This is a genomic window from Nonomuraea maheshkhaliensis, assembly GCF_039529435.1.
Taxonomy (GTDB): domain Bacteria; phylum Actinomycetota; class Actinomycetes; order Streptosporangiales; family Streptosporangiaceae; genus Nonomuraea; species Nonomuraea maheshkhaliensis.
On record NZ_BAAAMU010000015.1, the window covers coordinates 16,042 to 41,700 of the forward strand.

The window sequence follows — 25,659 nt, forward strand, 5'->3', positions numbered from 1 at the left end:
CACTGTGGCGGTGCCGCGGTGGGGTGCGGATGCCGTACGACGTGGGGAGAGTCGTGATGCGCGCCATCGTCATCGAGAGGTTCGGCGGTCCTGACTGCCTGGTCTACACCGAGCTGCCCGATCCTGAGCCCGTCGCCGGTCAGGTCGTCATCGAGATCAAGGGGTTCGGTGTCAATCATGCCGAGATGCACATGCGCCGGGGCGAGTGGGCCGAGGCCGCGAAGGTGAGTGGCATCGAGTGCGTCGGACTGGTCAAGGCCTGCCCCGGCGGCGAGTTCCCGGCGGGCGCCAAGGTCGCGGCGTTGATGGGCGGTCTCGGACGTACCATCAACGGCAGTTACGCCGAGTACACCCGGGCGCCGGCCTCGAATGTGGCGCTGATCGAGTCCGACCTGCCATGGGAGGTGCTCGCGGCCATCCCGGAGACTTATGCGACGGCTTGGACCTGTCTGTTCCGCAATCTGGAGATCGCTGACGGGCAGTCGTTGCTCGTTCGCGGGGCGACCTCCTCTTTCGGTCAGGCCGCTGTCAAGCTGGCTGTCAACGCTGGTGCCCACGTCATCGCCACCAGTCGCAACCCGGAACGCTTCCCCATGCTGGAGGAACTCGGTGCGCGGCGCGCCGAACGGGAGGAGCCCGAGCTGTCCCGGCGAATCGGCGAGGCCAAGCAGCTCGACGCGGTACTCGACTTGGTGGGCAACAGCACCATCCTGGACTCCTTGGCGATGCTACGGCGCGGCGGTCGTGCTTGCCTGGCCGGTTGGCTGGGCGGGCTGGATCCCATCGCCGACTTCAATCCGCTGGCCCAGATGGCGAGCGGCGTCTACCTCACCTTCTTCGCCAGTTTCGTCTTCGGCACTCCCGGCTTCCCGCTGTCCGACGTTCCCCTGCAGCAGATCGCCGAGCAGGTGGCGGCGGGCCGGCTCAGGGTCGAGCCGTCGCGCGTATTCCGCTTCGAAGAGGTCCCCGAGGCACATCGGGTGATGGAGGCCAACCAGGCCGGCGGCAAGATGGTCGTGGTCCTCGACTGACCGGGCACGCCCACCACCGGCGACGGATTCGGTCTGGTCGGAACGGGTGAACGCGTGGCACTCTTCGACGGGAAGCCGAAGGCCGGCCCACGCCGGGACGGCGGCTTCCGCGTCCACGCCACACTGCCGGCGGCAACCGAACGGGTGAGCCCATGACAACGCCCCCGCACGTCGTGGTCGTCGACGACCACGAGCTGGTCGGGGCCGGATTCGTAGCCCGGGCCGGTCACGCCGGGCCACGAACACCGGTCATGATCTCAAGGGAGCCGGCCGATGACCATCTCCGCTCCGCCCTGTCGCCTCTACGTACTCGTCGCCACCGCGGCACCAGCGGCGCTGATCATGCGCCGCGGCCCCTCCGGCTGGTGGCACCTGCTCGAATGGGACCTGCGGGCCCGTGAGGTGAGCTCCGGCGCGTGGCTTCGGGGCACGCTCTACCCGCGCCGATGCGACCTGTCGCCCGACGGGAAGCTGCTCGGGTACTTCGCGCTCGGGCACGGGCAGCACCCATGGGACACCTACTTCGCCGTCTCGAAGACGCCGTGGCTGACCGCGCTCGTGGCCTGGCACGCCAGCGGCACCTGGACCGGCGGATGCGAGTTCGCGGCGGACAACAGCCTGAAGATCTCCGCTTCCATCGACGAACAGCCCTTTCACGGCCGCTATCCCTACAGTGCGACGGTCGAGGACCTCACCCTCGACTGGACCTATCGAGATCTCCAGAACGAGTACAAACGCGGCTGGCGTCCCCTCGAAGGCCGGACGGAGCGGCTGCCGCCCGCGTTACGCGAAGCCGTACTTATCGGACGTGTCCAGCCCGGCGGCGAGCGCGCACTGGTGCTGGCCCACACCGGGACCGATTTCCAGGGGCACGGGATCGAGGGCGTACAGGTCAGCTACCTGCGCGAAGAGGACGACGGCAACCTTACGCCCCTGCCCGAGGCGGCCTGGGCCGATTGGGACAGCGAGGGGCGGTTGCTCATGGCCACTCGTGAAGGCTCCGTCAAGATCGTTGAGCGGCGGTCGGGTACGTGGGCGGAGACGTGGTCCCACGATCTGCGCGACCTGACCCCTGCCCCGACGCCGCCCCCTTCCTGGGCCCGGGCGTGGTAAGTGGTGGGGTTGAAGATCGCCTACCGGACACTGACCGAGGCGCTCGACGTCCCGGCCGGAGCGGCCACAAGAAAAGGATCATGCAGTCAGGCCGGACACGACGGACGATTCGCCTGACCCCTGGGGTCTGCACCATCGATGAAATAAAACTCTCGGTAATCACTAAACCGGCGATATCTGATATCAAACGAAGAAGAATGAGAGGATGAGTTATGTGGACCTGAGGTGAAAAGGCTATTGAAAGGCAGGGCGTCAAAGCCGATGCGCTCGTGAGTATTCATGCCTACCGTGGCATTTGAGCCTCTCCTGTTCTGGGATCGTCGGGCGGATTGCCGGGTCAGCCTCCTTCTCACCGGTACAACCAGCATCGCTCGCGACACGCGCTGTCCCAGTACGTCGAGGCTGGGCCCGAGCATTGCCTCGGCACGAACGAGAAGACGCGCCGCTTCGGCGGATTCATGCTGTGCGGCCAATCCGCTCGCGGCCTTCGCCGGCAGCCGGACGCCTACCGCGGGGGCCGCCGCTGCTCGTCGGGCACCCGGCCCCGCCCTGCTACGGCGGCCACCAGGCCGTTTTCGAACGTCTCTCGCCGGGGTCACACCTGGTCGCGGGCGACCAGCATGCCGGATTCCACCCAGGCCAGGAGCTTCGTGCCGGGACAGTCGGTGTCGCCGACCTGGCTGTGGCCGAGCTGGCTGAGCGTGTGGCCGGTCTTGGCGCAGGCCTCGTCGTACAGGGCGCGGATCGACTCTTTGGCCGCTTCGGTCGGCGCGTTCATGCCGATGTAGGCGCAGCCGAGCCCGGTGATGTTGTGGTCCTTGGCGTGGGCTCCGCGTACGAGCCAGCCGCGGCCCTCGTACACGGTGCCGTCGTCGCGAACCAGGAAGTTGTAGCCGATGTCGTTCCATCCCCGTTCGTCCATGTGCCCGTCCTGGATGGATCGCGGCGAGCGCGTGGTCGGGGTCTCGGTGTGGTGCACGACGAACTCGGTGCGCGCGGACAGCGCGACGTGCTCCACTTCGTCCGGATCTCTCGGTGGGCGTGCGTTCCAGCCGGCGCGGTTGACGATGACAAGGCCCATGATGTTCCTCCCGTTCCTGTGCTGCTGTTTCCGCAGGTTAGACGGCGGATGGGAGCTGAGAGCAGGCGACGCGACGGGGATTGCCGGGATTTCGACCCGGCCGGTGCGCGGGCAGATGCCGGCACCGGCGGTGTGGAGGTAGTCGTATCGCTTCGCTGGTGTCAGCGCCCGAGCTCATGGTGCCGGGCGGGCTCCGTGAGACTGGAGGCCCGTCCGTTCCTGTGATGTTTGTGCTGGTCAGCAGCCGGGACTACTGACCAAGATCGAGTGCCCCTGTAGGATTCGAACCTACGCACCCGGCTCCGAAGAGGATCGCGGATAAACCGATCGACCAGTCACCATATGACCCGTAACTCGATGAAGACGATTCTCTACGGCGACGCCCGTTCATGACCCATTCTGGGCCAAGCTGGATGCTCTCATCGGCAGGCGAGGCGCGGTGTCGCTTGAGGAGGGCTGTCTCTCCAATGCCTCACGCCGGCACCGCATCACCCTTGATGGGGTTGCCCCGATACGGAGCCGACTCGCCCCGCGGGCCAGGCTGCTGATTTGGCCCGACCTATCGACAGACGTGGAAGCAGCCCTTGCCGGCCTCCCCGACGACGGCCTCGTTGAGATCGTCTGGCAGAACCCTCAGGGGCACATCACCAGCCTGACTGTCGACGAGACTGACTATCCGGCACTGCCCGCCATGCTGGCCGAAGTCCGCGCGGTGCTGATTCCTTCCTGCTACGAGGACGAAAGAAAGCCCCTGCCGACGTCGATTTACTGCGCCGTAGTCCGCAACTGCAACTCTGTATGGTGGGCGGACATCATCTGTTACGGCGCAGACGTCGCTGATTACGTCACCCGTGAGTTCTACCCGCTCGATGAAGATCAGCGAGCCCGTGAGGACGGGATTCCCGTACCTGTATGGAATGAATTCATTTCCTAAGTGGGCGTTGCGCGAGTGGATGTCCTTTTCTTCGTTCGCGCTGGGCAGGGAAGGCTGGTCAGAATCCGCTGGCAGGACTGAAGGCGGCCCCGATGAGGGTCTCGGCGGCGGCGCGGGCGTTTGCAGCCGTGGCGGGGTCCCCGGTGATGGCGGCCGTGGTCTGGGCGCCTTCGGCGAGCAGGACCAGCTGCGGGGCGAGGTAGCCGGGACCACCCGCCTCGCGGACCATGTCGGCGACATGGCGCTGGAAAGAGGTCTTCTGCTCCCGGACCGCCTCGGCGACCCGGCTGCTGCCACCGGCCAGCTCGCCGAAGAAGTTGATGAAGGCGCAGCCCCGGAAGTCGTCCTCGCGGAACCATTCCGCCAGAAAGTCGAAGACGGCCAGCATCCGGTCGCGCGGCGTGCGGGCGGCGGCGAGGGCGCGGGCCACGCCGGTGTCCCACTGCTCGGTCCGGTGGCGGAGCACTGCCAGGACGAGGTCGTCCTTGGAGGGAAACAGGGCGTAGATGCGCTTTAGCGAGACACCCGCCTCGGTGCGGACGGCGTCCATGCCGACGGCCTGGACGCCGTGGGCGTAGAACAACCGGTCGGCGGTGGAGACGACCTGGTCGCGTGCTGTTTCCTCATCGATCACGAGAGCTCCAGTTGCGCAGAGAACCAGCGTTCTCTACTGTAGTGGACATCGCGGAGAACGACCGTTCTCTAGCGGATGGGAGGGAGATTTCTCATGGGCCACATCAAGGTAGGCACCGAGAACAGCACCGATGTCGAGCTGTACTACGAGGACCAGGGATCCGGTCAGCCGGTCGTCCTCATCCACGGCTACCCCCTGAGCGGGCACAGCTGGGAGCGTCAGACGCGCGAGCTGCTCGCCGCCGGCTACCGGGTGATCACCTACGACCGCCGCGGCTTCGGCCAGTCGAGCAAGGCCGGGAGCGGGTACGACTACGACACCTTCGCAGCCGACCTGAACACGCTGCTGGAGACGCTCGACCTGCGCGAGGTCATTCTCGTCGGGTTCTCCATGGGCACCGGCGAACTCGCCCGCTACGTCAAGAACCACGGCCACGAGCGCGTCGCCAAGCTGGCCTTCCTGGCGTCGCTGGAGCCGTACCTGGTGAAGGCGGACGACAACCCCGCCGGAGTACCGCAGTCGGTGTTCGACGGCATCGTCGCCACTGCCCGCGCCGACCGATACGCCTGGTTCACGCAGTTCTACAAGGACTTCTACAACCTGGATGAGAATCTCGGCACGAGGATCAGCCAGGAGGTCGTCGCAGCCAACTGGAACACCGCCACGACCTCCGCCCCGGTCGCCGCGTACGCGGTGGTGGCGGCGTGGATCGAGGACTTCCGCCAGGACGTCGCGGCGGTGCGCGCGGCCGGAAAGCCGTCACTCATCCTGCACGGCACCAGGGACAACATCCTCCCGATCGACGCCACCGGGCGTCGTTTCCACGAGGCGTTCCCGGAGGCGCACTACGTCGAAGTCGAGGGTGCCCCGCACGGCCTGCTGTGGACGCACGCCGATGAGGTCAACGAGGCACTGCTGGCCTTCGCCGCCAAGTGAGCCCGCCGCCGGGGTGGCACTACCCGCTACCCCGGCAGCTGCCTGGCCACGAAGTGCGGCTCGTCCCCGGGTTGTTCGTGCAACCGCGGCCCTGAACATGCAGCAGGCCGCCCGCGTCTCCGAGCGCACCGCCTTCTTCACCGCCGAGGCCGACGACAAGGGCGTACGGCACGGGCGCCTCGTCGAGTTCGACAACACCGCAAGTATCTTCAGCAACCCCGCCGACAAGCGAACCGAGGGCTACATCACCGGACGCTTCGGAGCGAGCTGTTCACGCACGGGGTGGCGGTGACGCTCTGCGACAACGGCGCCGAGGCGCTGCTGCGCATCGGCGCCGAGCGACCGGATGTGCTGCTGCTGACCGCCCGGCTGCCCGGTGCCCCCGGACGCAGCAGCGCCCGAGTGCACGCGCTCGCCGAGGCCTTCGACGTGGCCGAGCCGACGATCAGCCACCATCTCAAGGCGCTCCGCGACGCCGGCCTGCCCGGCTGCGAGGCCGCCCGGGCGTCTGCCCGCAGCGGCTGCCGCCCTCGACAGCGCCGCGGCCGGGGTGAACGCGCTGTCGGATGAGGATCGGTTCGTCACCGGCACCGCATGAGCGGCGGCAAGGCACGAAGGGAGAGGACGATCCGGAGCAGGCTGGCGGGCACCGCCAACGCGAGCGGCCAGGGCGGAACCGGCGGCAGGTGAGCGGCGACGGTCGCGAGCATGCCCGTGTCCAGCAGGATCAGGGCGGCGGCGGCCGACAGCGTCATGGTCCTGATGCGGCGGTAGGCCCGCCTCTCCCTGACGACGGCGAGCAGGGTGAGCGCGGTCGCGGCGAGCGCGAGACCGTAGGCGATCCGCAAGGACGGCGCGATCGGCCAGGTCCACACCTGTGCGGACACCAGAGCAGGTCCCCACAGCAGGGCCATGAACGGACCGGTGGCCAGCAGCGCCACAGCCGGCCGCCGCCAGGGCGAGCCGCGCACGAAGGCCGCGGTGACCGTCTCCGCATCGCCGAATTCGCTGATCGCCGCGCGGGCTGCGGCATCAGGATCGCCGAGTTCGGTGAGGTACGCGTCGTAGGCTTCGTGAAGCCCGTCGGACAGTTCCTCCACCGCCTCGGCCGGAAGGTGCCGGGCCAGGGCGGCGAGCTGGGCGTCGATCAGCTCGTGGCCGGCCATGGCCGCGTTCCCAGGCCCGCGGTGACCGCGGTGGCGAACTCCTGCCACCCGGTCCGCTCCCGGCTCAGGGCGGAATGCCCGGCTTGAGTGAGCTGGTAGGTGCGGCGGCGCCGCCCTCCGACCACCGACCAGATCCCCGTGATCAGCCCGGCCCGCTCCAGGCGGTGCAGCGCCGGATAGACGGTGCCCGTGGGCAGGTCGATCCGGCCGTCGGTGGCCTCGCACAGGGCTTCCTTGACGGCGTACCCGTGCCGCGGCCCGTTCTCCAGCGTCGCGAGCAGCAGGCCGTCCAGGTGTCCCTTGAGCGCTTCTGCCCGCATAGGTAGTAACGCTATATCGGGGCTTCCGCCGAGACAACCATCCGAGTAGCGTCGTTATGCGTAGCAATGCTACGTATGGAGGTGTGTGGTGGACGAGATGGAGATCGCCGGCATACCCGTGCCGAACGCCGGTCCGTTCTTCCTCGCCGTGCTGGCCGTCCACGTCGCGGCCGGCCTGGCCTCGGTCTTCTGCGGAGCCGGTGCGGCGTTGTCCCGCAAAGGAGCGGCCCGGCACCGCTGCTTCGGCCGGCTCTACTTGTGGTGCCTGGGCGTGATGTTCGCCTCGATGGCGGTCATGTCGGCGATTCGCTGGAGCCACAACGCGCATCTCTTCGCCATCGGCGTGCTCGCCGCCGCACTGGCTCTGACCGGTCACCTGAACCGGCGGCGTCGGCAACCTTATCTGCACATCGCAGGCATGGGCGGCTCCTACATCGTGCTGCTGACCGGCTTCTACGTCGACAACGGTCGGCACCTGCCGGGATGGGACCGGTTGCCTGCCTGGGCGTGGTGGATCGCTCCGAGCCTGGTCGGCCTCCCGGTGATAGCGCACTCCATCCGGCGCCGGCTCTCCACCGGCCGGAGCGCATCGTGATCACCCGTCCACTGCCGCGGTCTCGCCTTCGCTGGTACCGCCTGGTCTATCGCCTCGCCTACCGCCTGGGGCTGACAGTGTGGCAGCGGCCCGCCCCGCCCGCCGACCTGATCACGCTCGTCAACCGACCCGGACCGTTGCTGCCCGGGATGGCTCTGGACCTCGGTTGCGGGACCGGCACCGACACCGTCTACCTGGCCACCCATGCGAGGCTGCTGCTGTACGGATTCAGCCGCCCTCCGAAGGCCGCCCCCATGTACGCCGGCCTCACGGTGGAGGAAGTCCGGCACCGTTTCACTCGCGCCGGCTGGCGACTGCTCACCGCCCGGCGCGCCTCAGCCGAGGCTCTCGGCATCAAGGTGCGACGTGCCGACGCCCGGTTCGAGTTGTGGTGCTATGACCTCGAACGTCTGCCGGGCTGACCACGCCCCCTGCCCGCCACATCCGCGTGCCCGAAGCGGCTTTGACCGCCGACCTGGTCCTCATCATCAGTGGCCCGATGAGATCCGGGTCATGCCTGCGTCAACCGATGGCGGGCCGCATGCGGCAGAACGTCCCATGAGCTCCGTATGGCGCTGCTCGTCCTGGCTTCGTCAGCCAGTCAGCTCGCCGATGAGCTTGTCGATGCGGGTACGGATCTGGTCGCGGATCACGCGGACCGACTCGATGCCCCGCCCGGCGGGGTCGTCGAGCTTCCAGTCCTCGTACCGCTTGCCGGGGAAGATCGGGCAGGCGTCCCCGCAACCCATCGTGATCACCACGTCGGAGGCCTCGACGGCATCGACGGTGAGGATCTTGGGCTGCTCGGCGGTGATGTCGATGCCCACCTCGCGCATCGCCTCGACGGCGACCGGGTTGACCTGGTCGGCGGGGGCCGATCCGGCGGAGCGCACCTCGACGCGGTCACCGGCCAGGTGGGTGAGCCATCCGGCGGCCATCTGGGAGCGTCCGGCGTTGTGTACGCACACGAACAGCACGCTGGGCTTGTCAGTCACGAGATCTGCTCCTTGGAAGTGGTGGTGAACAGGCGGCGGCCGGCCAGGCTGACGTAGACCAGGGCGACCAGGACGGGAACCTCGATGAGCGGGCCGACGACTCCTGCCAGGGCCTGGCCGGAGGTGACGCCGAAGACGCCGACGGCCACGGCTATGGCGAGCTCGAAGTTGTTGCCGGCGGCGGTGAAGGCCAGCGTGGTGGTTCGCTCATAGGACATACCGATCGCGCGTCCGGCCAGGAAAGAGCCGCCCCACATCACGAAGAAGTAGGCCAGCAAGGGGATCGCGATGCGGGCCACGTCCAGGGGCCGCTCGCTGATCGTGTGGCCCTGGAGCGCGAAGAGGATGACGATGGTGAACAGCAGCCCGTACAGGGCGATCGGGCCGATGCGCGGCAGGAAGCGCTGCTCGTACCAGACCCTTCCCTTGGCGCGCTCGCCCCAGGTGCGCGAGATGTATCCCGCCAGCAGCGGGATGCCCAGGAAGATGAGCACATACTGGGCGATGTCCCACATCGACACGTCGAGAGCGGCCTGTGAAAGGCCGAGCCAGCCGGGCAGAACCTTCAGGTAGAACCAGCCCAGCGCGCCGAACGCGACCACCTGGAAGACAGAGTTGATCGCTACGAGCACGGCCGCCGATTCGCGGTCGCCACAGGCCAGGTCGTTCCAGATGAGCACCATGGCGATGCAGCGGGCGAGCCCCACGATGATCAGGCCGGTGCGGTACTCGGGGAGGTCGGGAAGGAAGATCCAGGCCAGCGCGAACATCAGAGCGGGGCCGGCGATCCAGTTCAGCAGGAGCGATGAGATCAGCATCCGGCGGTCGCCGGTGACGGTGTCGAGCCGGTCGTAGCGGACCTTGGCCAGCACCGGGTACATCATCAGCAGCAGGCCGAGCGCGATGGGCAGCGAGATTTCGCCGATCTTCACCGCCTCCAACGCGGTGTTCAGGCCTGGAACGAACCGGCCCAGCAGCAGGCCGGCCGCCATCGCGGCGCCGATCCACACCGGCAGGAACCGGTCCAGAACCGATAGGCGGCCGACCACGGCCGTCGTCATGCCCTGCGCGGGCGCCTGAGTGCGGGCAGCATTCGAAGACATCGCGTTCTTCCCTGGAAGTGGTGGGCGTCAGACCGTGGCGGGGATGTCCAGCAAGGCCGACAGTTGGGCCAGGTTCTCCGGGACGAGTTGGTAGTAGACCCAGGAACCGCGGCGCTCATGGGTGAGCAGCCCGACGTCCCTGAGCACCTTGAGATGATGGCTGATCGTCGGCTGGGTCAGGTCGAAGGCGTCGGTGATGTCACAGACGCAGGCTTCGCCGCCCGCGTGGCTCGCCACGATCGACAGGATGCGCAGCCGTACCGGGTCCCCCAGAGCTTTGAACACGCGAGCGAGGTCGGCGGCCTTGTCGGCGTCCAGTTGCTCGCGTACCAGCGGTGGGCTGCAATCCAGGATCTGCAGCGGCTCCACGCGTGCCCCCTGATATAGATGATTGTCGAAGTCCTCATCCATATTGACATATGTCTATGACCGGACGCCAATCGCTCAACGCTGGAGCCGGGCCGTAGGTCGCCAGGTCGGGCGGGAAGGTCTTGCGGCGTGAGCGCCCACGCTCGTCTGGCTGTGGAGATGGTCTGCCAGGCGAGGCTCCTGCTCTGCCCTCGCCTCATCCGCTCTCTTCGAACAGCCGGCCTCGCGTTCTTGAGCCGCTGGTCGTCGGCCGTACGTGGCAGTACGAAGGGCGCGCGAGGGTCACCACAAATTTCCTATCTGATGCCGAATAGGCGGATCTGCTCACGGCGGAGGACCGGCGCGGCCTGATCCTCCGGCAGCACCTGCTGCCAAATGGGGAGGATGTGGGCAAGCGGCTCGCCCTGGGCGCGGTGGCGCAGCATGGCCCAACGGCCCAGCCGGCTCCAGCATGCACCGCCTGCCAGGCCGCGCCGAGGGCGGCGACGCGTGATCACGTCGAGGAAAAGTGGGCCCTCGCCGCCGAGCTGGTTGGCCCAGATCAGCGCCTATCGCGATCTCGGCTTCCAGGTGCGCGGCTCGTCAAAGGCCATCGTCATCCGCACGATCGGGCGCATGTGGGGACCGCGAGGGCCGACCCCCGGTGGAGGCCGTCGAGCGCCGCCGGGAATGGGGATTCAGTGGTGATAGGCGTGGACCACCGCGTGACCTTTGCCCCGGCCGATGATCCACTTGTTGATTGGGGTGGTGACCAGGAAGGCCACCAGCAGTGCGAAGGCCAGAGCGCCCCAGAACAGGCCGGAGGTCAGCGTGGCGTCCATGGCGCCGGGAATGGCGAGCATCACGCCGTTGTCCACGATCTCCATGACGAGGATCGACACGGTGTCGGCGGCCAGCGCCAGCTTGATCGCGGTGCGCCAGTTCACGCCGGCCCGGCGCAGCGGCAGCAAGGTGAGCAGGTAGCCGAAGAAGAAGGCCAGCACCACGGCCAGAACGATGGAGGGAGTGGTGCTCCAGCCGAGCCAGGTCGCGATCACCAGACCCAGCACCTCGCCGATGGCGCACCCGGTCAGGCAGTGCAACGTGGCGGAGACGGCTGTCGACCATGACGCCTTGCTCGTGTGCCCCTGACGCGTTCCCTGGTCCGGATGGCCGGCTTGACCGGCGTGTGCGGTGTGCTCGCGGGTCTCATGCCCGGCGTGGTCGCTCGGCGTGGGGGGATTCTGCTCGGCCATCGGACACTCCTTGACGATATGGGGCGAAGGTCGCTGACGCCGAAAATATACCCCATAGGGGTATATGGCAAGTGTTGCTGATGGCGGGGGTTGCATCGCCCCAGCACGGCGCCTGCGCGGCGAAGCTCAAAGACCGGAGGAACTGCGGCGGCGGAACGTGCGACCGGCTGTGGCGGGAGCTGCCTGGTGCCGTGAAGGGGCGGGGACGGGATCGGCTACGGTAGGGGGGTATGGGAAGCGGGCGGGAAACGCCGGCCGGGCAGGTAGCCCGGCTGATGCTGCTGGCCTGCACCCTGTTCGGCGTGGTGGCGATGCACAGCTTCGGCCATCTCCACGGCGCGCACGCTCCCCTCGCGATCGCCGCGCATCCTCACGCCCCGGCCCTCCCGGCCCTCCCGGCGCAAATGGCCGGCTATGACCCGATGGGCAGCACGGATGTCGCATCCTTGGCAGGCTTCGCTGCCGGCTCGTGTCCGGCCCAGGGCTGTCGGCACGCGAGCGCCGTGGAGAGGGTGGCCGGCGGGGGCGGTCAGCACGAGGGCTGGAACGTGTGCCTGGCCGTGCTCGGCAGTACCGGCGCCGCACTGCTGCCGGTCCTGCTGCCGGCGATACACCTCGACCGGCCGAGACCTGGCTGCTGGCCACGCTCGTCCCGGCTGGCCGCCAGGGCACCGCCGGCCGGTCTGACGCTGGCCCAGGTGTCGGTGATGCGCATCTAGAACACCGCCGGGCGGCAGGCGAAGCCGGTTTCGGCCGCACGCCCCGTTCGTCCCGTGTTCTGTCGCGCACCTGTTTCCTGACACCGAAAGGCCCCACCCATGATGTCTTCCCTCGTGATGCGCCGCGCCGCGCTGGCCGCCATCACCGCGCTCGCCGCCGGGATCCTGGCCGGCTGCGGCTCCACCACCGAGACGGCCACCGGCCGGCACCCCGACATGGCCTCCAGCCATACCGCCGCGACCAGCGCGCCGAGCGGCTCGCGCACACCGGTCGCATTCAATGACGCTGACGTGATGTTCGCGCAGATGATGATCCCGCACCACCGTCAGGCCGTCGACATGGCCGAGCTGGCCGCCACCCGGGCGGGCGATGCCCACGTCAAGAAGCTCGCCGCAACCATCCGGGCCGCCCAGGAGCCCGAGATCACCGCCATGACCGGATGGCTGCGCACCTGGGGCGCACCCACCACGACACCCACCGCCGGCCACGACGGGATGGAGCACGGAGACATGCCCGGCCTGCTGAGCTCGCAGGAGATGGCGGCGCTCGAGGCTGCTTCCGGCAAGGACTTCGACCGGCGGTTTCTCACCGGGATGATCGCGCACCACGAGGGTGCGATCAGCATGGCCCGGCAGGAGATCCGTGACGGCGCCGATCCCGCGGCCAAGGCACTGGCCCAGCAGATCGCCACCAGCCAGCAACGCGAGGTCGAGGAGATGAAGGAGATCCTGGCCCGCCTGTAACGGCTCGGGCCTCTGTCCTACGCCCAAGCCTCCCGCCTACGGTCCACACGCGCGCGGGAGGGACCGACGACTTGTCCTGCGGCCTAGCGCCGCAGGACAAGTCGTGCCGCCGCAGGGGGCCGAGGTCAGGTCACAACTTGGCCGGGCTCATTCCCCGCACCGTGACTTGCTCAGGGCGGGGTTAGGAGATGTCCTGGGCCTGCCCGCTTGAGCGGCCTGGGGTCATCAGCGCGGCGGCGACGGCGCCGACCGCCGCCGCGACCGCCGCCACGGTGAACCCGTGGGTGAAGCCGGTCAAGGTGGTCCCGGCCAGGCTCGCTGCCGCGACGCTCGATACGACGGCGGCTCCGATGGAGGCGCCGAACTCGTGGAAGGTGCTCACGATGCCGGAGGCGATCCCGGCCTCGTAGGGTGCCACCTGGCCGAGCGCGGTCGCCGAGGCGATGACGAACATCGCGCCGGCGCCCGCCGCGGCGACGGCCACGCCGGCCACGACGGTGACGGTGTTCATCGACACGGCCGGCACGGCCATGCCGAGCGCCGCGACGGTCAGGCCCGCGACGGCCAGTCCGCGCCCGCCCCATCGGCCGAGCATGCGTCCGGTCAGGTTGGCCCCGAGCATCGTCGCCAGCGCCACCGGCAGGAACAACAGCCCTGCCTGCAACGGGCCGTACCCCAAGGCGTGCTGGAAGTAGAAGGTGCCCAGGAAGAACATCGCGATCATCAGCGCCGTCGCCATCACGATGAGGAAGGAGCCGGTCGCCACGGGCCGCCGGGCCAGCAGCCGGACATCCATCAGCGGCGAGCGGGCCCGCCGCTGCCACAGCACGAACAGCACGTAGCCCACGGCGGCAGCCAGTACGAGCCACCCGGTGAGCGCGGTGAGCCAGCCACGCTCGCCGGCGGCGATGAGAGCGTAGATCAACGACGCGGAGGAGGCCGTCACCAACATCGCGCCGAGGACGTCGAGCCGAGGTCGGGCGGCGGACGCGGAAGGCTGGGCCGGCAGCAGAACGGCGAGCACCACGGCAATGACCAGCCCGATGGGTACGTTGACATAAAAGACCCACGGCCACCCGGGACCGGCGGTAAGCAGGCCGCCCAGAAGAACGCCGAGAGCGGCGCCACCGCCGCCGAGCGCGGACCAGACACCCAGGGCCTTGTTCCGCTCCTGCCCGTCGAACAGGGACACCACCAGCGACAAGGCCGAGGGAGACAGCAGCGCCGCCCCGACACCCTGGGTAACGCGACCACCCAGGAGTACACCGGCGGACCCGGCCAGGCCGGTGACCAGCGAGGCGATGGAGAACAGCAGCAGCCCGGCGAGCACGACCCGCTTGGCTCCCACCAGGTCGGTGATGCGTCCGCCGAGCAGCATCAGCCCGCCGAAGGTGAGGGTGTAGGCGCTGACCGTCCAGGTCAGCGCCTCACGGCCGAGCCCGAGATCCGTCTCGATGTGGGGCAGCGCGATGGCCACCACGGTGACGTCAAGGATCAGCATGAGCTGGGCCACCCCGAGGAAGCCGAGGATGCGCCAGCGCGCCGGATGCGGCCCGGGGGGTGAAGTCTGTCGTACTGCTTCATGGGTCATCGGATACTCCGGAGAGACAACTCGTACTCTCATATACGAGAACTAGTCGCCACTATAACCTGTATATGAACATACGAGTTAGACTGTTCGCATGGCTTCACCTTCCGCGCGCTCCAGACGTCGTGCCGACGCCGAGCGCAACATCGCCAGCATCGTGTCCGCGGCGCGCACCCTGATGAGTTCGGATCCGAACGCGACCATCGACGACATCGCCCAGGCTGCCGGCGTCGGACGGATGACGCTGTACGGCCACTTCCGCACCCGGGCCGACCTGGTCGAAGCGGCCCTCATGGACGCGCTGCGAGCCGGCGAGGAAACCCTCTCGTCCCTCGACCTGACCGGAGAAGCCCGCGACGCCATGACGCGACTGCTGGCGTCGAGCTGGGAGCTCGTGGCCGAGTCCGCGGTCCTGCTGAGCGCGGCGGAGGCGGTCCTTCCCGCGGGACGGGTGCGAGAACTCCACGCCGAACCCGCCCGGCGGATGGCCGAGCTCATTGGTCGTGGCCAGGAACAAGGGGCCTTCCGCACCGACCTGACCGCCACCTGGCTGGTCAGCCTCGTCCACTACATCCTGCACGGAGCAGCGAACGAGGTGCGCGCGGGACGCCTGCCCGCACATGACGCCACCAACGTAGTGACCAAGTCCGTGCAAGCGGTGCTGACCGGCTAGAAGTCGCGCTGCTGAAGGGAGGTCGCCTTTAGCGCCGTCGATCTGCCGCCTGAATCGGGCGTCGTCGTGAGGGTCCGATGGGCCAGCGGACGGAGGCTGGGATGTCGGAGGTGGACGACGCTCGCAGTCCGGTTCTTGATTGCCAAGCATCCGGTACGACCACATCAATGTCTGGAGTTGCCCCACCTTGGTCTGCGTGGACGTGGCCTGAGGCCTGCATCCCGCCATGATCGCGGCCCGCCGAGCAAGTCGATTCCTGCCTACCTGACAGCGGGCTCGTCGAGGGTGGCGCGGGGGAGAAGCGTGGATCGTCGTCACGATCGATGTGGTCGGCGTGGTAGAGGCTCTGGGTGAGCAGGCGGCGCACGTGCTCGTCGGCGGCGCTGTAGTAGACGAATCGGAGTGCAGGGGATTGTCTTGCACCGCCAGAGCACGATGCGCGACCGTCGCGGGCGCGGTCAAGCCCGCCATGATCGGCGAAGGCCGGTGCGACGTGTGTCGCGGACGTCCGGTCATGATGCGGTCCATCCGAGATGAGGCCGAACGCCGGCTGGCGCATCCTGCTGGGCTGATAGTTCGATGTGTCGGCTGCTGCCTGACCGTGACCCGCGTAGCGCTGTCTGCTCGGATTACATTGCATAGATATACGTCTATATTTAGAGCGCGCCTTCGGCTCGACATCGAGGGGGTTGACCTCCGATGAGGCGGTTCGAGGTGTGTCGCTCTGCGCTGGGAGTGTGCCGATGGAGCTGAGCAGGTCGGATGCCTTGCTGGGCAGGATCGCCCAGCACCTGTTGCCCCGTTTCCCGGGAATCTTCTCGATCGAAACGGTCGAGCGGTATGTAGCGGAGTCGTACGCTTCGCTCGCGCGGGGTGCCCGTGTCCAGCAACATCTGTTCACCCTCACTGAGCGCTTGGCCGAGGAGCGCCTCACCGCCTTGGCCCAGAGCCGTGGCGAGATGGGCAAGCCGGTGAGCGAGGTGCTGTTCGTCTGCACACACAACGCCGGCCGTTCGCAGATGGCCGCGGCTCTGATGAGGCATCATGCGGCGGGCCAGGTTCACGTACGTACGGCGGGCACCCATCCCGCCCCCGAGATCGAGCCGACCGTGATCGAGGCGCTCACCCTCATGGGGATCACCACCTTGACCGATTTTCCCAAGCCGCTCACTGACGAGGTCGTCCTGGCCGCCGATGTGATCGTCTCCATGGGCTGCGGTGATGCGTGTCCCATCCATCCGGGGAAGCGATATCTGAACTGGGACTTCATCGACACCCGGGGCAAATCCCTGGATGAGGTGCACGACCTGTGCATGATGATCGATTTGATGGTGCGTGATCTGCTGGACGAGTTGATTCCGCAGACCGCCGGGCAGTGAGCGTGCAGCCGGGTTCGTGGAAGAGGAAGCACGGCCGCGGCGCTGCGGATCATGCGCGAGGAGAAGAGTCACGCGCCATCTCCACCGCCGGGATCAACAGGATCGCAGCCAAGACGGGATGGGGATCATGGAGATACGAGCGATGACAGACTGCTGGCGATCCTGATCTCCACCGCAGGGAAAGGGGCAATGACAGTGACGCCCGTCATGCTGCTTTCTGCCTCAATGATCCGTCAATAAGGCTCCCTGTCAGGTTCCGTTCTCAGGTGTTCGGTTTCAGGATCTCGGTGACGGTGTCCCTGGCTGTGCGGCTCGCGCCGATCAGCGTGGCGGAGGCGGGGCCGGTCCAGTCGCCGTAGCCGAGCAGGTGCAGTCGAGGCTCGCCCACGGCGCGGGTGCCGTCCACCGGGATGAGCCCGTCGGGACCGCGCAGCCGGAGCGGCGCCAGATGGCCCAGGGCCGGGCGGAAGCCGGTGCACCAGATGATGACGTCGCAGTCGAGACCGGTGCCGTCCCGCCAGGTGACGCCCGTGGGGGTGATGCGGCTGAACATCGGCTGGGCCTTGAGCGCGCCGCGGTCGCGCGCCTCCCGGACCGGTGGGACGGCCACGATGTCGCCCAGCGGGCCCATCCCGTCCGCACCCTGGGCCCGGCGGGTGGCCAGGGTGAACAGGGCCCGGCCGTCGACCTCGTCGGGCAGCAGGCGAGGCGGGCGCAGGGTGACCCAGGTCGTGTCGGCGACGGTCGAGACGTCGGCCAGAATCTGGGCGCCGGAGTTGGCGCCGCCCACGATCACGACGCGCCGGCCGCGGAACGGCTCCGGGCCACGGTAGCCGGCGGTGTGCGACTGCTCCCCCTGGAAGCCGCCGATGCCGGGGTAGTAGGGCACGTAAGGCCGCCACCAAGTGCCGGTGGCGCTGATCACGTGGCGGGCCTGCCACGTGCCGGCGTCGGTGTCGACCAGGAGCCGCTGCTCGCCTCTCCGTACCGCATGCACGGTCGCGGGCCGGATGATCGGGAGCTGGTAGCGCTGTTCGTAGTCGGCGAGGTAGGCGACGGTGTCGGTGGCGCCGGGGGAGCCGCCGCCCGGCGGAGCGGGCATCATGCGGCCAGGCAGCGAGCTGTACTGGGCGGGGGAGAACAGCCGGAGCGACGGCCACGCATGCCTCCACGCCCCGCCGGGTTCCTCCTGAGCGTCCAGGATGACGAAATCGGCGCCAGCGCGGCGCAGGTGGTAGCCGGCGGCCAGACCCGCTTGACCGCCGCCGATGACCAGGACATCGACCGGGCGCGGAGCTCGGGTCATACGGGCAGGAGCTCGAGGTCTCCCGGCCTGCCGGGTGAAGGCTCGGTCAGCGGGGCGAAGAGGGCGCCGAGCTTGTTCACCGCCTCGGGGATGATCCGATAGTAGACCCAGGTGCCGCGCCGCTCGCCGTCGATCAGGCCGGCGGTGCGCAGTACCTTGAGGTGATGGGAGATGGTCGGGGCGGTCAGGTCGAAGGCGTCGGTGAGGTCGCACACGCATGCCTCGCCACCCGCGTGTGAGCCGATCATCGACAGCAAACGCAGCCGGACCGGGTCGGCGACCGCCTTGAGCATGACCGCGAGGTCGGCCGCGTCGGTCTCCGACAGCGGCTCCCGGGCGATCGGTGCGCAGCACCGGGTCGTGGTGGCGGTCATCCGGCTCCCCCCTCTGATTCGAACTTTATCGAAATTGTAGGCGGTGATAGGCGAGCAGGGCGAACGCCGCGATCGCGCAGGCGCAGGCCACCGCACCCATGACCCAGCCGTAGCCGACTGCCTGGGCCAGGGCGACGGCGGCGAGCGGTGCGGCTGCCTTGTCGGCGACCGAGAACAGGGCGATCCGGCCGGACAGGCTGGCGTAGGCGGCGGTGCCGTACTGCTCGGCGAGCAGGTGGGGCAGGGTGATCGTGCCCACCCCGAAGCCGATCCCGAAGAGCAGCACGCAGCCGATCGCGCCCGGCACGCCCGCTCCGACGACCGGCAGGAGCAGTGCGCCCGCCGTGGGCGTCCAGCCACCGGCCGGCCGGCGGGGCGCACAGGGCGGTGGTCAGGACGGCGAGGGTGAGCGCGGCAGCGACTCGTGTGCCGCCGGCGCGCAGGTCGCGAGTCATCGGGGTGAGGAAGACGGAGAAGGCGTAGTAGAGCACGCCGTAGCCGATGGTCTGGGTGATGCCCAGGGCGGCGACGATGCGCCGGCCCTGGTGGAAGCGGCTTCGGCCGCCGCTCTCGCCGGTGGAGGCGGCGGCCGAGTCGCTGATCGAGGTGGAGCTCACGAGCCTGCGTCCGTGCAGGCGATCAGGGCGCGTCCGACAGAGGTGGTGCGCCAGGCGTCCGCGCCGTCGGCGGCGATGAAGCCTTGCGCTTGCAGCCGCCAGGCCAGGGTTCCTGCCATGTGGGTGATGGCGCGGGCGTAGCCGGGATTGGTGCTCGGTTCGCGGGCGGAGAGCAGCCGCTCCCCGAGCATGGCAGTGGGCATCGGCTCGTGGCCGCAGATCAGGCTCAGTGCCTCTTTCTGTGCCGCGGTGGGGTAGCCGTCGGACATTGCTCTCTCCCTTACTTCTCCTTGTTCAGCCGCAGCAGCCGCCGCCGGTCGAGGCGGTCACCAGGGGGAGCGGGGTGGCCAGCAGGCCGCCGCTGATGCCGGTGGCCAGGCCCACGCGCTGTTCCTGGGCCTCGGCGAGGTTGGAGGAGCAGACGCCGGTCTCGGGCAGATCGAGCCGCACGTCGCGGGCGGCCTCCCAGTCGCCGGCGAGAGCGGCGGCGACCGAACGGGCCTGCTCGTGGCCGGTGGCCATGAGGAAGGTGGGCGCGCGGCCGTAGCTCTTGACGCCGATCGCGAAGTAGCCGGGTTCCGGGTGGGACAACTCGTCCACGCCGTGCGGCGGGACGGTGCCGCAGGAGTGCTGGTTCGGGTCGATCAGCGGGGCGAGCGCGCGGGTGGAGCCGAGGACCGGGTCCAGGTCGAGGCGCAGCTCGGAGGCGATGGAGTGGTCCGGGCGGTAGCCGGTGGCCGACACGATGCGGTCCACGATGATCGTCTGCTCGGTGCCGGACGGGTCGCGGCTGACCACCTCGACGCCCTGGTCAGCGGCGCGGACGCGATGGGTGTAGAAGCCGGTCAGCAAGGTGATCCGGCCGGACTCCACCAGGGCGTGCAGGCGGGTGCCCAGCGCACCGCGCGCGGGGAGCGCGTCGGCGTCGCCGCCGCCGAAGGTGCGGCTGGCGTTGCCCGCGCGGATCGCCCAGGTGATCGGGGTGTCATCGAGCTGGGCCAGAGCCAGGAGCGTGGTGGCGGCCGAGTGTCCTGCGCCGACGACCAGGGTGTGCTTGCCCTCGTAAGCGGCTCGGTCGGCGCCCAGCACGTCGGGCAGCGCGTGGTCGATCAGGGCCGCCACGCCGGCCTCGCCGTGTGCCGGCAGGCCGCTCGCGCCGAGCACGTTGGGAGTGGTGTAGGTGCCGGAGGCGTCGATGATCGCCCGCGCGTACAGCTCCTCGCCGTCCTCCAGGCGGATCAGGAACGGAACGTCCTGGCGGCCGTTGGTCCGTACCCGGTCGAAGCCCAGGCGGGTGATGGCCGAGACTCGGGCGTTGACGCGTACGCGGTCTCCGAGGACCTTGGCCAGCGGAGCGAGGTAGTCCTCGATGATCTCGGCGCCGGTCGGCAGCCAGTCGTCGTCCGGGGCCTGCCAGCCCGCGCCGTCCAGCAGGCGGCGGGCTGCGGCGTCGATGTTGTAGCGCCAAGGGCTGAACACCCGTACGTGCCCCCACTTGGCGATGGACGCGCCCGCCTGCCCGCCGGCCTCCAGGACGAGGAAGTCGAGGTCCCGCTCAGCCAGGTGAGCGGCGGCGGCCAGGCCGGTCGGGCCCGCACCGATGACCACCACCGGGAGCGTGTCGGTCTCCAGGTCGGTGGTGAACTGCTCCGCTGCCAAGGGCGTGGTGGTGCCGCAGCATCCGTCACCCATGATCGCCTCCTGTTTAGATGCTTGTCGAAGTAGTAGGCAGCATGCCTCGCTGATTAGATGCGTGTCAAATCAGTCGTGGAATGTCGCGGAAGTGGGTAGGCGGCGATCGATCTGGAGGTGCGAGATGTCCGCTCGCGCGTAGTGTCCCGCCGGATCGAAGGACCACGGGCAATCGCTCCAGGCGGGGACGTGCCTCTCGTGCGACTGGTCAAGATGGGCTGGTCGGAGTGGCTTCTGCGCTGGTTGCTGGGGGGTGGACCGTCCGCTGGACCGGTAGGCGGACTGCCGGCGCAGAGCGTCACGTCGTTCGCGGCGCGCTGAGGCGCTAACCGAAGAGGATCGGGGTGACTCCGCCCAGCGGGGCGTGCGGAAACCACGTCAGCGAGGTCGAGGAGCGGGGCCTGGTCGCCGAGGAGGCGGATCGGTGACGGGGTGCAGGGTTATGGATTGCGGATGTCGTTCGCTGCCGACGTGTTGAGCAGTGCTTCCGTCGCTGTGAGTGACTCGCTTAGTGCTACGCGGATAGTGCTCTATGGCGAGCGGCATCGTTAGCGTTATGTGGGGAGTCGTATCGACGATGCCTATTTTGTAGAAGAGTGCCACCGTGTTTATCTTTGCGGTGACCTCGTAGTCGTTCCGCTTTTGCGATATGCAGCGAGAGAACTTATGGGGGCCGCAATCCGCTTCTTCGCGGGGCATAGTACAGGGTAGTTATTTTGGTAGTAGCATGGGTGCAGACGAAGCGACCCCGCCGTAGGTGGGCAAACCGTGCAGCGGGGCCGTTCGCCTTACACCAGGGGCTCTAGCATCTCGCTAGAGTCCCTGGACTCTGAGGAACAAGTCCAGCGAGATCAGCAGCGCCTGCAGCAGCAGGAGCAGCGTGACCCAACCGTTCGAGTCCTCCGGGGCGTCACCACCCAACATGTCCATCTCCTCATGGTCGGCTCCCCTTGGGGAGGGGCCGAGCTTCGCGCTCCGCCCCCGGCGGCCGCGTCGCTGAGAAGTCATTTAGGTGGCGAGTTAAAGTCATCCTAGCGATTATCTGTGGCGATTGTTGTCATTCTTCTGCGGAATTCGGAATGCAATTGCTGGTGTCCTCAGGCGCTGGCCTTGTCGTCCGAGTCCATGATCGATAGGTGGGTTGTGGGGCGCTCCCCGCGCTGCGATGTGGGTGGTTTCTTCCCTCTTCGCTGCTGGTGTCCGGGTCACGTTGCGGCGGGCTGGCGGTTGTGTAACACTTCGTGTCGGCAGGTGATCTGCGCCTGTCGCACGGCATAAGTCCGTGACCTGCGGAAACGATGATGACGCGCTGAGGGCGCACCTAACAAGATCACCTTTCCGCCTATCCTCTGCCTTTCGTTCGTGCGAGATCGCCTGTCAGCATTAACCACAGCGCGTCGATCTGACGTGCTCGCGTGTCCGGAATCGCCTCGTACGTCCTCAAATGCGACGCTTGCGGAGGTGAGACGTGCACCCAGCGACCGCTCGCCAAGCTGCAGACCGGCTCGATCGCGAGCCCAGCACTATCCGCCAGTGGGCCCGCCGCTACCAAGCGCGCGTTCTCGGCCGAGCTGGGCGCGAGGCCGTCTACGACTACGACGACGTCGCCACGATCGAGGGCTGCATCTGGCGTGGTGACCCTGTCCCCCCGACTCCCGAAGCCCGCGACGAGCTACGCGCCCAGCTCGGCCGCGCCGCCTGAACCAGGAAGGCCCTCGTGAAACTCCCGAAGAACAGGCGCATCGTCGGCGCCGAGCGCGCCCAGCTCGCCGACGCGCTCGCCAAGCAGTACGCCGGCGGCGAGTCGATCCGCCTCATCGCCCTCAACATCGGCCGCAGCTACGGGTTCGTGCACCGCCTCCTCGAAGAGGCCGGCGCCAAGCTGCACCACCGCGGCGGCGACACCCGCGCCCCGCAGGCGCCCGCCACGGTCGGAGCGGACGCGTGACTCCCGACCTGGCCGCAGCAAAGGCGGCTAGCCTCCCCGACGACGCCTCCAATGACCTCGATATTACGCGGTGCAGGTCCCTCAACTGCGTAGCCGTCGCCGACGCCTGGATCTCGTTGCATGCCGTCCTCGCCGGCGCCGAAGTCGGCTGACTTGGCCCTTTCTTCGACTGAGGCGGCGCCTCCAGAGTGATTTGAGAATCGCCCACGCGCCGGTGACCTGGATCGCCAGCAAAAACGCTTCGTCCACAAGGACGCGCAGGTCCCGGATCAGTGAGGGAAGCATAGGCAGGAATTCCAACATGGCGAGCCCCGACCGGACTCCACCCCGAGTCCCGCATGTCCTGGCTCCGTACTGCGGGTCGCTCTCTCCTAGCTCGGACGAGACTCGTCGAGTTGATCCGGTTGCGCCGTGTTCGGTTAGCTGGAACTCCTGAATGAGGAGGGCCGGAGCCTACGCCGCCGCTGCCTCACCTCCCAGTCTGCACCACAGCAACGAACGCCCTCTTGTTGTCCACGGGCATGTCACCATGGGGACACGCTGCACCTTGCGAACGCGGCGAGGGGGTGCACCCCCCGATTCGGAAGGTCGGCTTGCCCGTATGACCTGGTGATCAGGGCACAAGCCAGTTGATCAGGGCGCCTATTGGGATAGATAGAAGTACGCCTCCTGCGAAGTACAGTCGCTGCGTACGGCGCTCCGCACGGAGCGTTGCTTTTGTCTCACCTACGATGATGCGACGCATCTTCTCGGCTGTCTCGGGATCCATGTCACGCAGAAGGGCCTGTTCTTCGGCCTCCTCAGTAACCTTCTTGAGCGCGGCCTGTTGTACGGAGAATGTATTCTGTAATTCCGCCAGCAGCCGACCTGTCTCTGCGAAGGACTCGGTGGCGCGCCTAATTCGGTCTTCCAGCGCCTCGCTAGGATCTTCCTGCGATTCTTCAAGGCGTTGCCGAGACATTCGTAACGCCTGGACCAGGAAGATCACCGAGAGTGGAAGGCTGATGATTCCGGCTACCCATGACGCCTGCTCTACCCAGTTGTAGGTCCCCATACCTTCAGTTTCACATCGGGTGCTGATTCACCATAGGGGCCGAAGCTTGGACGGGCGACGTGCAAGCAAGATACGGTGCGAGTGGATCAGGGCACGAGAATGTTGATCATCACGCCGATCGGGATAGATACCGCTACGCCCAGGCCGAAGAACATCCACTGCTGACGTCGCTCCGCGCGGATGGTCGCCTTTGTCTCGCCAACTAGGATCAGCCGGATCTTCTCTGCCTGCTCCTGATCGATCGCCAGGAGGCGCTGCTGCTCCTCGGTCTGGCTGATGAGGGCTTCACGGGCCGCCTGCTGAGCTTCAAGATCGCGTCGTAGATCGTCCATAAGCCTGGCGGCTTCGGCGAATGCTGTGTTGACCTGTATGAGACGGTGTCGAAGGGCCTCGCCCGGATCTTCGGCGGCATGCGTGATCTGTTGCGTGCCCGTGTGGATCCTCCATGCGATCGGGCCCACAAGAAACGTGAGCATAAGGGCGAAGAGGATGGTTCTCGGGACCGGCCAGTCGCCGGACCAGCCGATGACCACTGATGCGAAGACGATAAGCATGAGCGGCACGGACATTCCCCCGTGCGACACAAGCCATGCACGCACTCTGCTCATCTGTCTATTGGACCGTAGCGCGAGGTAACAGCGCGGCGGTGAGACAGAAATGCGACCTTGGGTCTTCAGAGCTTGGTGATCGCTAAGAAGTGGTCATAATTCATGTTATGTCCATAGATCATCCTGATAGCGTAGAGGCATGACTGCCGAGCTGATCCGGGAACCGATGCCGATAGGGTCGGGCGGGATCTCCTTCCCCCCGGCTTTGCTGGGCTTCGCCCAGGACGCGACTATGGCGTGGCTGCTCTCGTTTGACTCGAAAAACACCCGCGACGCCTACCGACTGGAGATCGAGCGGTGGTTCGGCTTCTGCGGCGAGACCGGTCTCGACCCGCTACAGGCGCGTAAGTCCCACGGCGACGTCTACAAGCGGTGGCTCGAACTCCAGGCTGGAAAGCCGATCCCGCCGAAGACCATGCAGCGCCGCATCTCGGCGGTGTCGTCCTGGTACGAGTACATCGCCGACGAGGAAATCATCGAGGCCAACCGGTTCAAGCGGACACGTAGGCCGAAGGTGTCACGAGGGCACTCCGAGACGACCGCGCTCACGCGAGACGAGGCCCGCGCCCTGGTGGCCGCGGCCGACGCTGACCACGGGCCGGCCCGGCTGCGTACCTCGGCGTTCATCCGCGTCCTGCTGCACACAGGGATTCGAATCGAAGAAGCGATCTCCGCCGACTTGAGCGCGCTCGGGTATGAGCGAGGATTACGGACGCTGCGGATCGTCGGCAAGGGCACCAAGCCGAAGAAGCGCCGCCTGCCTGTGGAGTCCGGATACGCGCTCGACCGGTATCTGGAGGATCGGGCGCGCCGCGAAGGCGTTGAGGTGTCGCAGCTCACCGGGCGAATCTTCGTGACCGACACCGGAGGCCGCTTCTACCGGTCGTCGGCGTCGGCCCTGGCAACGCGCATCGGTCGCCAGGCCGGCATTCGCGCGAAGGTCACCGCGCATGTGCTGCGGCACACGTGGGCGTCGCTGGCTGCGGAACTGGGCGCGGACCCATTCGAGATCAAGGAAGCACTGGATCACGAATCGATGGACACCACCATGGGTTACATACACTCGGGACGCCAACTGGAAAGAGATCCTTCCCAGTTGGTGGCGTCGGCGTTGGAGTGACGGCGGCCGGTGACCTGAAATAGGTCACCGGTTCTCACTCGGTGGCCTCGTCAGCACCCGTTCATGGTCTCCAGGGTGCGGCCAGGCGTGGTCACGGCGTCAAGGAGCGCGCGGCCGGCTGCGCCCTCCGCGACGACGCCGCTGCTCACGTCGAAGGTGTCGTGATAGGCGCGCGCGGCCCGCTGCACTTGACCAATGTCGCCGTCTGCAAGGGCGGCGTCGAACTCGACGAGTGCGGGCATGTAGCCATCGGTCACGGGTAGTCAGGCAGGATCGGGGTCGGCCGCGAGCACTGCGCAGGTGATGGCGTTCGTGAGCAGTTCCT

The 25,659-nt window shown here is 67.7% G+C and carries 31 protein-coding genes and 1 pseudogene; 15 read left to right on the plus strand and 17 right to left on the minus strand.

Going from position 1 to position 25,659, the window contains the following annotated elements:
- The first annotated feature begins 56 nt into the window (after positions 1 to 56).
- Entirely contained in the window at positions 57 to 1,031 is a 975-nt protein-coding gene (locus tag ABFX54_RS12705) for a zinc-binding alcohol dehydrogenase family protein (RefSeq protein ID WP_346104405.1), read from the plus strand.
- A 273-nt stretch (positions 1,032 to 1,304) separates the two neighbouring features.
- Positions 1,305 to 2,144, plus strand: coding sequence for a hypothetical protein (locus ABFX54_RS12710; RefSeq protein ID WP_346104407.1), 840 nt, complete (start codon positions 1,305 to 1,307; stop codon positions 2,142 to 2,144).
- A 595-nt stretch (positions 2,145 to 2,739) separates the two neighbouring features.
- On the opposite strand, the gene ABFX54_RS12715 is transcribed toward ABFX54_RS12710, so the two are convergent.
- On the minus strand, positions 2,740 to 3,225 hold the full coding sequence (locus tag ABFX54_RS12715; RefSeq protein WP_346104409.1) for an N-acetylmuramoyl-L-alanine amidase: 486 nt from the start codon (positions 3,223 to 3,225) through the stop codon (positions 2,740 to 2,742).
- Positions 3,226 to 3,796: 571 nt separating this feature from the next.
- Between ABFX54_RS12715 and ABFX54_RS12720 the strand changes: the two genes are divergently transcribed.
- Positions 3,797 to 4,159: a hypothetical protein gene (locus tag ABFX54_RS12720; RefSeq protein ID WP_346104411.1), complete on the plus strand. Its 363-nt coding sequence runs from the start codon at positions 3,797 to 3,799 to the stop codon at positions 4,157 to 4,159.
- 58 nt (positions 4,160 to 4,217) lie between these two features.
- Here the strand turns inward: ABFX54_RS12720 and ABFX54_RS12725 are convergent, their stop codons facing one another.
- Positions 4,218 to 4,793, minus strand: coding sequence for a TetR/AcrR family transcriptional regulator (locus tag ABFX54_RS12725; protein WP_346104413.1), 576 nt, complete (start codon positions 4,791 to 4,793; stop codon positions 4,218 to 4,220).
- 93 nt (positions 4,794 to 4,886) lie between these two features.
- Between ABFX54_RS12725 and ABFX54_RS12730 the strand changes: the two genes are divergently transcribed.
- The 3 genes and pseudogenes from ABFX54_RS12730 (at position 4,887) to ABFX54_RS12740 (ending at position 6,299) form a co-directional block, all read left to right on the plus strand.
- Positions 4,887 to 5,729, plus strand: a complete 843-nt coding sequence (locus ABFX54_RS12730; RefSeq protein ID WP_346104414.1) for an alpha/beta fold hydrolase — start codon at positions 4,887 to 4,889, stop codon at positions 5,727 to 5,729.
- A 94-nt stretch (positions 5,730 to 5,823) separates the two neighbouring features.
- A pseudogene (locus tag ABFX54_RS12735) lies at positions 5,824 to 6,021 on the plus strand (hypothetical protein); the annotation flags it as partial.
- The gene (locus ABFX54_RS12740; protein ID WP_346104416.1) at positions 6,018 to 6,299 is read left to right on the plus strand and encodes an ArsR family transcriptional regulator; all 282 of its coding nucleotides are present in this window, start codon (positions 6,018 to 6,020) and stop codon (positions 6,297 to 6,299) included. The pseudogene ABFX54_RS12735 and the gene ABFX54_RS12740, both read left to right, overlap by 4 nt.
- 11 nt (positions 6,300 to 6,310) lie before the next feature.
- Here the strand turns inward: ABFX54_RS12740 and ABFX54_RS12745 are convergent, their stop codons facing one another.
- A complete protein-coding gene (locus ABFX54_RS12745; protein ID WP_346104418.1) occupies positions 6,311 to 6,895 on the minus strand; it encodes a hypothetical protein in 585 nt (194 codons plus the stop codon).
- Complete coding sequence (locus ABFX54_RS12750; protein WP_346104420.1) at positions 6,877 to 7,215, minus strand: PadR family transcriptional regulator; 339 nt, start codon at positions 7,213 to 7,215, stop codon at positions 6,877 to 6,879. Before ABFX54_RS12750 ends, ABFX54_RS12745 begins: the two co-directional genes overlap by 19 nt.
- An 88-nt stretch (positions 7,216 to 7,303) precedes the next feature.
- Between ABFX54_RS12750 and ABFX54_RS12755 the strand changes: the two genes are divergently transcribed.
- Together ABFX54_RS12755 and ABFX54_RS12760 are read left to right on the plus strand one after the other, a co-directional pair.
- Positions 7,304 to 7,810, plus strand: coding sequence for a hypothetical protein (locus tag ABFX54_RS12755; RefSeq protein WP_346104422.1), 507 nt, complete (start codon positions 7,304 to 7,306; stop codon positions 7,808 to 7,810).
- The gene (locus ABFX54_RS12760) at positions 7,807 to 8,232 is read left to right on the plus strand and encodes a class I SAM-dependent methyltransferase (RefSeq protein WP_346104424.1); all 426 of its coding nucleotides are present in this window, start codon (positions 7,807 to 7,809) and stop codon (positions 8,230 to 8,232) included. The genes ABFX54_RS12755 and ABFX54_RS12760 overlap by 4 nt, the downstream gene beginning before the upstream one ends.
- A gap of 171 nt (positions 8,233 to 8,403) precedes the next feature.
- Here the strand turns inward: ABFX54_RS12760 and ABFX54_RS12765 are convergent, their stop codons facing one another.
- The 4 genes from ABFX54_RS12765 to ABFX54_RS12780 form a co-directional block, all read right to left on the minus strand.
- Positions 8,404 to 8,805 carry an arsenate reductase ArsC gene (locus ABFX54_RS12765; RefSeq protein ID WP_346104426.1) on the minus strand — a complete coding sequence of 134 codons (402 nt, stop codon included), beginning with the start codon at positions 8,803 to 8,805 and terminating at the stop codon, positions 8,404 to 8,406.
- Positions 8,802 to 9,908, minus strand: coding sequence for an ACR3 family arsenite efflux transporter (arsB, locus tag ABFX54_RS12770; RefSeq protein WP_428834524.1), 1,107 nt, complete (start codon positions 9,906 to 9,908; stop codon positions 8,802 to 8,804). The genes ABFX54_RS12765 and arsB overlap by 4 nt, the downstream gene beginning before the upstream one ends.
- Before the next feature lie 27 nt (positions 9,909 to 9,935).
- A complete protein-coding gene (locus tag ABFX54_RS12775; protein ID WP_346104428.1) occupies positions 9,936 to 10,319 on the minus strand; it encodes an ArsR/SmtB family transcription factor in 384 nt (127 codons plus the stop codon).
- A gap of 635 nt (positions 10,320 to 10,954) precedes the next feature.
- Positions 10,955 to 11,512 carry a DUF4396 domain-containing protein gene (locus ABFX54_RS12780; RefSeq protein WP_346104430.1) on the minus strand — a complete coding sequence of 186 codons (558 nt, stop codon included), beginning with the start codon at positions 11,510 to 11,512 and terminating at the stop codon, positions 10,955 to 10,957.
- 230 nt (positions 11,513 to 11,742) lie between these two features.
- On the opposite strand from ABFX54_RS12780, the gene ABFX54_RS12785 reads away from it, so the two are divergent.
- Entirely contained in the window at positions 11,743 to 12,231 is a 489-nt protein-coding gene (locus tag ABFX54_RS12785) for a hypothetical protein (RefSeq protein WP_346104432.1), read from the plus strand.
- A 99-nt stretch (positions 12,232 to 12,330) separates the two neighbouring features.
- On the plus strand, positions 12,331 to 12,975 hold the full coding sequence (locus ABFX54_RS12790; RefSeq protein WP_346104434.1) for a DUF305 domain-containing protein: 645 nt from the start codon (positions 12,331 to 12,333) through the stop codon (positions 12,973 to 12,975).
- Between the two features lie 181 nt (positions 12,976 to 13,156).
- Here the strand turns inward: ABFX54_RS12790 and ABFX54_RS12795 are convergent, their stop codons facing one another.
- Positions 13,157 to 14,566: an MFS transporter gene (locus tag ABFX54_RS12795; protein ID WP_346104435.1), complete on the minus strand. Its 1,410-nt coding sequence runs from the start codon at positions 14,564 to 14,566 to the stop codon at positions 13,157 to 13,159.
- 91 nt (positions 14,567 to 14,657) lie between these two features.
- On the opposite strand from ABFX54_RS12795, the gene ABFX54_RS12800 reads away from it, so the two are divergent.
- Positions 14,658 to 15,236: a TetR/AcrR family transcriptional regulator gene (locus tag ABFX54_RS12800; protein ID WP_346104437.1), complete on the plus strand. Its 579-nt coding sequence runs from the start codon at positions 14,658 to 14,660 to the stop codon at positions 15,234 to 15,236.
- A gap of 743 nt (positions 15,237 to 15,979) precedes the next feature.
- Positions 15,980 to 16,615 (plus strand): arsenate-mycothiol transferase ArsC, encoded by a 636-nt coding sequence (locus ABFX54_RS12805; RefSeq protein WP_346104439.1) that lies wholly within the window; start codon positions 15,980 to 15,982, stop codon positions 16,613 to 16,615.
- 262 nt (positions 16,616 to 16,877) lie between these two features.
- On the opposite strand, the gene ABFX54_RS12810 is transcribed toward ABFX54_RS12805, so the two are convergent.
- The 5 genes from ABFX54_RS12810 to ABFX54_RS12830 all read right to left on the minus strand — a co-directional run bounded on the left by ABFX54_RS12810 (position 16,878) and on the right by ABFX54_RS12830 (position 20,604).
- Entirely contained in the window at positions 16,878 to 17,921 is a 1,044-nt protein-coding gene (locus tag ABFX54_RS12810; protein ID WP_346104441.1) for an ArsO family NAD(P)H-dependent flavin-containing monooxygenase, read from the minus strand.
- Positions 17,918 to 18,295: a metalloregulator ArsR/SmtB family transcription factor gene (locus ABFX54_RS12815; protein ID WP_346104443.1), complete on the minus strand. Its 378-nt coding sequence runs from the start codon at positions 18,293 to 18,295 to the stop codon at positions 17,918 to 17,920. The genes ABFX54_RS12810 and ABFX54_RS12815 overlap by 4 nt, the downstream gene beginning before the upstream one ends.
- 25 nt (positions 18,296 to 18,320) lie before the next feature.
- Positions 18,321 to 18,602, minus strand: coding sequence for a hypothetical protein (locus tag ABFX54_RS12820; RefSeq protein WP_346104444.1), 282 nt, complete (start codon positions 18,600 to 18,602; stop codon positions 18,321 to 18,323).
- A 306-nt stretch (positions 18,603 to 18,908) separates the two neighbouring features.
- The gene (locus ABFX54_RS12825) at positions 18,909 to 19,181 is read right to left on the minus strand and encodes a hypothetical protein (protein WP_346104446.1); all 273 of its coding nucleotides are present in this window, start codon (positions 19,179 to 19,181) and stop codon (positions 18,909 to 18,911) included.
- 25 nt (positions 19,182 to 19,206) lie between these two features.
- A complete protein-coding gene (locus ABFX54_RS12830; protein WP_346104448.1) occupies positions 19,207 to 20,604 on the minus strand; it encodes an FAD-dependent oxidoreductase in 1,398 nt (465 codons plus the stop codon).
- A 1,468-nt stretch (positions 20,605 to 22,072) separates the two neighbouring features.
- On the opposite strand from ABFX54_RS12830, the gene ABFX54_RS12835 reads away from it, so the two are divergent.
- Positions 22,073 to 22,306, plus strand: a complete 234-nt coding sequence (locus ABFX54_RS12835) for a hypothetical protein (protein WP_346104450.1) — start codon at positions 22,073 to 22,075, stop codon at positions 22,304 to 22,306.
- Between the two features lie 15 nt (positions 22,307 to 22,321).
- Entirely contained in the window at positions 22,322 to 22,552 is a 231-nt protein-coding gene (locus ABFX54_RS12840; protein WP_346104452.1) for a helix-turn-helix domain-containing protein, read from the plus strand.
- 613 nt (positions 22,553 to 23,165) lie between these two features.
- Here ABFX54_RS12840 and ABFX54_RS12845 read toward each other — a convergent pair.
- Positions 23,166 to 23,606, minus strand: coding sequence for a hypothetical protein (locus ABFX54_RS12845; protein WP_346104454.1), 441 nt, complete (start codon positions 23,604 to 23,606; stop codon positions 23,166 to 23,168).
- 86 nt (positions 23,607 to 23,692) lie between these two features.
- Positions 23,693 to 24,169 (minus strand): hypothetical protein, encoded by a 477-nt coding sequence (locus ABFX54_RS12850; protein WP_346104455.1) that lies wholly within the window; start codon positions 24,167 to 24,169, stop codon positions 23,693 to 23,695.
- Positions 24,170 to 24,353: 184 nt separating this feature from the next.
- Here ABFX54_RS12850 and ABFX54_RS12855 point away from each other — a divergent pair, with 184 nt between their 5' ends.
- A complete protein-coding gene (locus ABFX54_RS12855; RefSeq protein WP_346104457.1) occupies positions 24,354 to 25,334 on the plus strand; it encodes a tyrosine-type recombinase/integrase in 981 nt (326 codons plus the stop codon).
- 50 nt (positions 25,335 to 25,384) lie between these two features.
- On the opposite strand, the gene ABFX54_RS12860 is transcribed toward ABFX54_RS12855, so the two are convergent.
- On the minus strand, positions 25,385 to 25,591 hold the full coding sequence (locus ABFX54_RS12860) for a hypothetical protein (protein WP_346104459.1): 207 nt from the start codon (positions 25,589 to 25,591) through the stop codon (positions 25,385 to 25,387).
- Positions 25,592 to 25,659 lie beyond the last annotated feature (68 nt).

Coding starts and splice junctions, on each gene's coding strand:
- ABFX54_RS12705 (WP_346104405.1), top strand. CDS start 57: ATGCGCGCCATCGTCATCGAGAGGTTCGGCGGTCCTGACTGCCTGGTC.
- ABFX54_RS12710 (WP_346104407.1), top strand. CDS start 1,305: ATGACCATCTCCGCTCCGCCCTGTCGCCTCTACGTACTCGTCGCCACC.
- ABFX54_RS12715 (WP_346104409.1), bottom strand. CDS start 3,225: ATGGGCCTTGTCATCGTCAACCGCGCCGGCTGGAACGCACGCCCACCG.
- ABFX54_RS12730 (WP_346104414.1), top strand. CDS start 4,887: ATGGGCCACATCAAGGTAGGCACCGAGAACAGCACCGATGTCGAGCTG.
- ABFX54_RS12745 (WP_346104418.1), bottom strand. CDS start 6,895: ATGGCCGGCCACGAGCTGATCGACGCCCAGCTCGCCGCCCTGGCCCGG.
- ABFX54_RS12750 (WP_346104420.1), bottom strand. CDS start 7,215: ATGCGGGCAGAAGCGCTCAAGGGACACCTGGACGGCCTGCTGCTCGCG.
- arsB (WP_428834524.1), bottom strand. CDS start 9,908: ATGTCTTCGAATGCTGCCCGCACTCAGGCGCCCGCGCAGGGCATGACG.
- ABFX54_RS12775 (WP_346104428.1), bottom strand. CDS start 10,319: ATGGATGAGGACTTCGACAATCATCTATATCAGGGGGCACGCGTGGAG.
- ABFX54_RS12780 (WP_346104430.1), bottom strand. CDS start 11,512: ATGGCCGAGCAGAATCCCCCCACGCCGAGCGACCACGCCGGGCATGAG.
- ABFX54_RS12785 (WP_346104432.1), top strand. CDS start 11,743: ATGGGAAGCGGGCGGGAAACGCCGGCCGGGCAGGTAGCCCGGCTGATG.
- ABFX54_RS12790 (WP_346104434.1), top strand. CDS start 12,331: ATGATGTCTTCCCTCGTGATGCGCCGCGCCGCGCTGGCCGCCATCACC.
- ABFX54_RS12795 (WP_346104435.1), bottom strand. CDS start 14,566: ATGACCCATGAAGCAGTACGACAGACTTCACCCCCCGGGCCGCATCCG.
- ABFX54_RS12800 (WP_346104437.1), top strand. CDS start 14,658: ATGGCTTCACCTTCCGCGCGCTCCAGACGTCGTGCCGACGCCGAGCGC.
- ABFX54_RS12805 (WP_346104439.1), top strand. CDS start 15,980: ATGGAGCTGAGCAGGTCGGATGCCTTGCTGGGCAGGATCGCCCAGCAC.
- ABFX54_RS12810 (WP_346104441.1), bottom strand. CDS start 17,921: ATGACCCGAGCTCCGCGCCCGGTCGATGTCCTGGTCATCGGCGGCGGT.
- ABFX54_RS12815 (WP_346104443.1), bottom strand. CDS start 18,295: ATGACCGCCACCACGACCCGGTGCTGCGCACCGATCGCCCGGGAGCCG.
- ABFX54_RS12825 (WP_346104446.1), bottom strand. CDS start 19,181: ATGTCCGACGGCTACCCCACCGCGGCACAGAAAGAGGCACTGAGCCTG.
- ABFX54_RS12830 (WP_346104448.1), bottom strand. CDS start 20,604: ATGGGTGACGGATGCTGCGGCACCACCACGCCCTTGGCAGCGGAGCAG.
- ABFX54_RS12845 (WP_346104454.1), bottom strand. CDS start 23,606: ATGGGGACCTACAACTGGGTAGAGCAGGCGTCATGGGTAGCCGGAATC.
- ABFX54_RS12855 (WP_346104457.1), top strand. CDS start 24,354: ATGACTGCCGAGCTGATCCGGGAACCGATGCCGATAGGGTCGGGCGGG.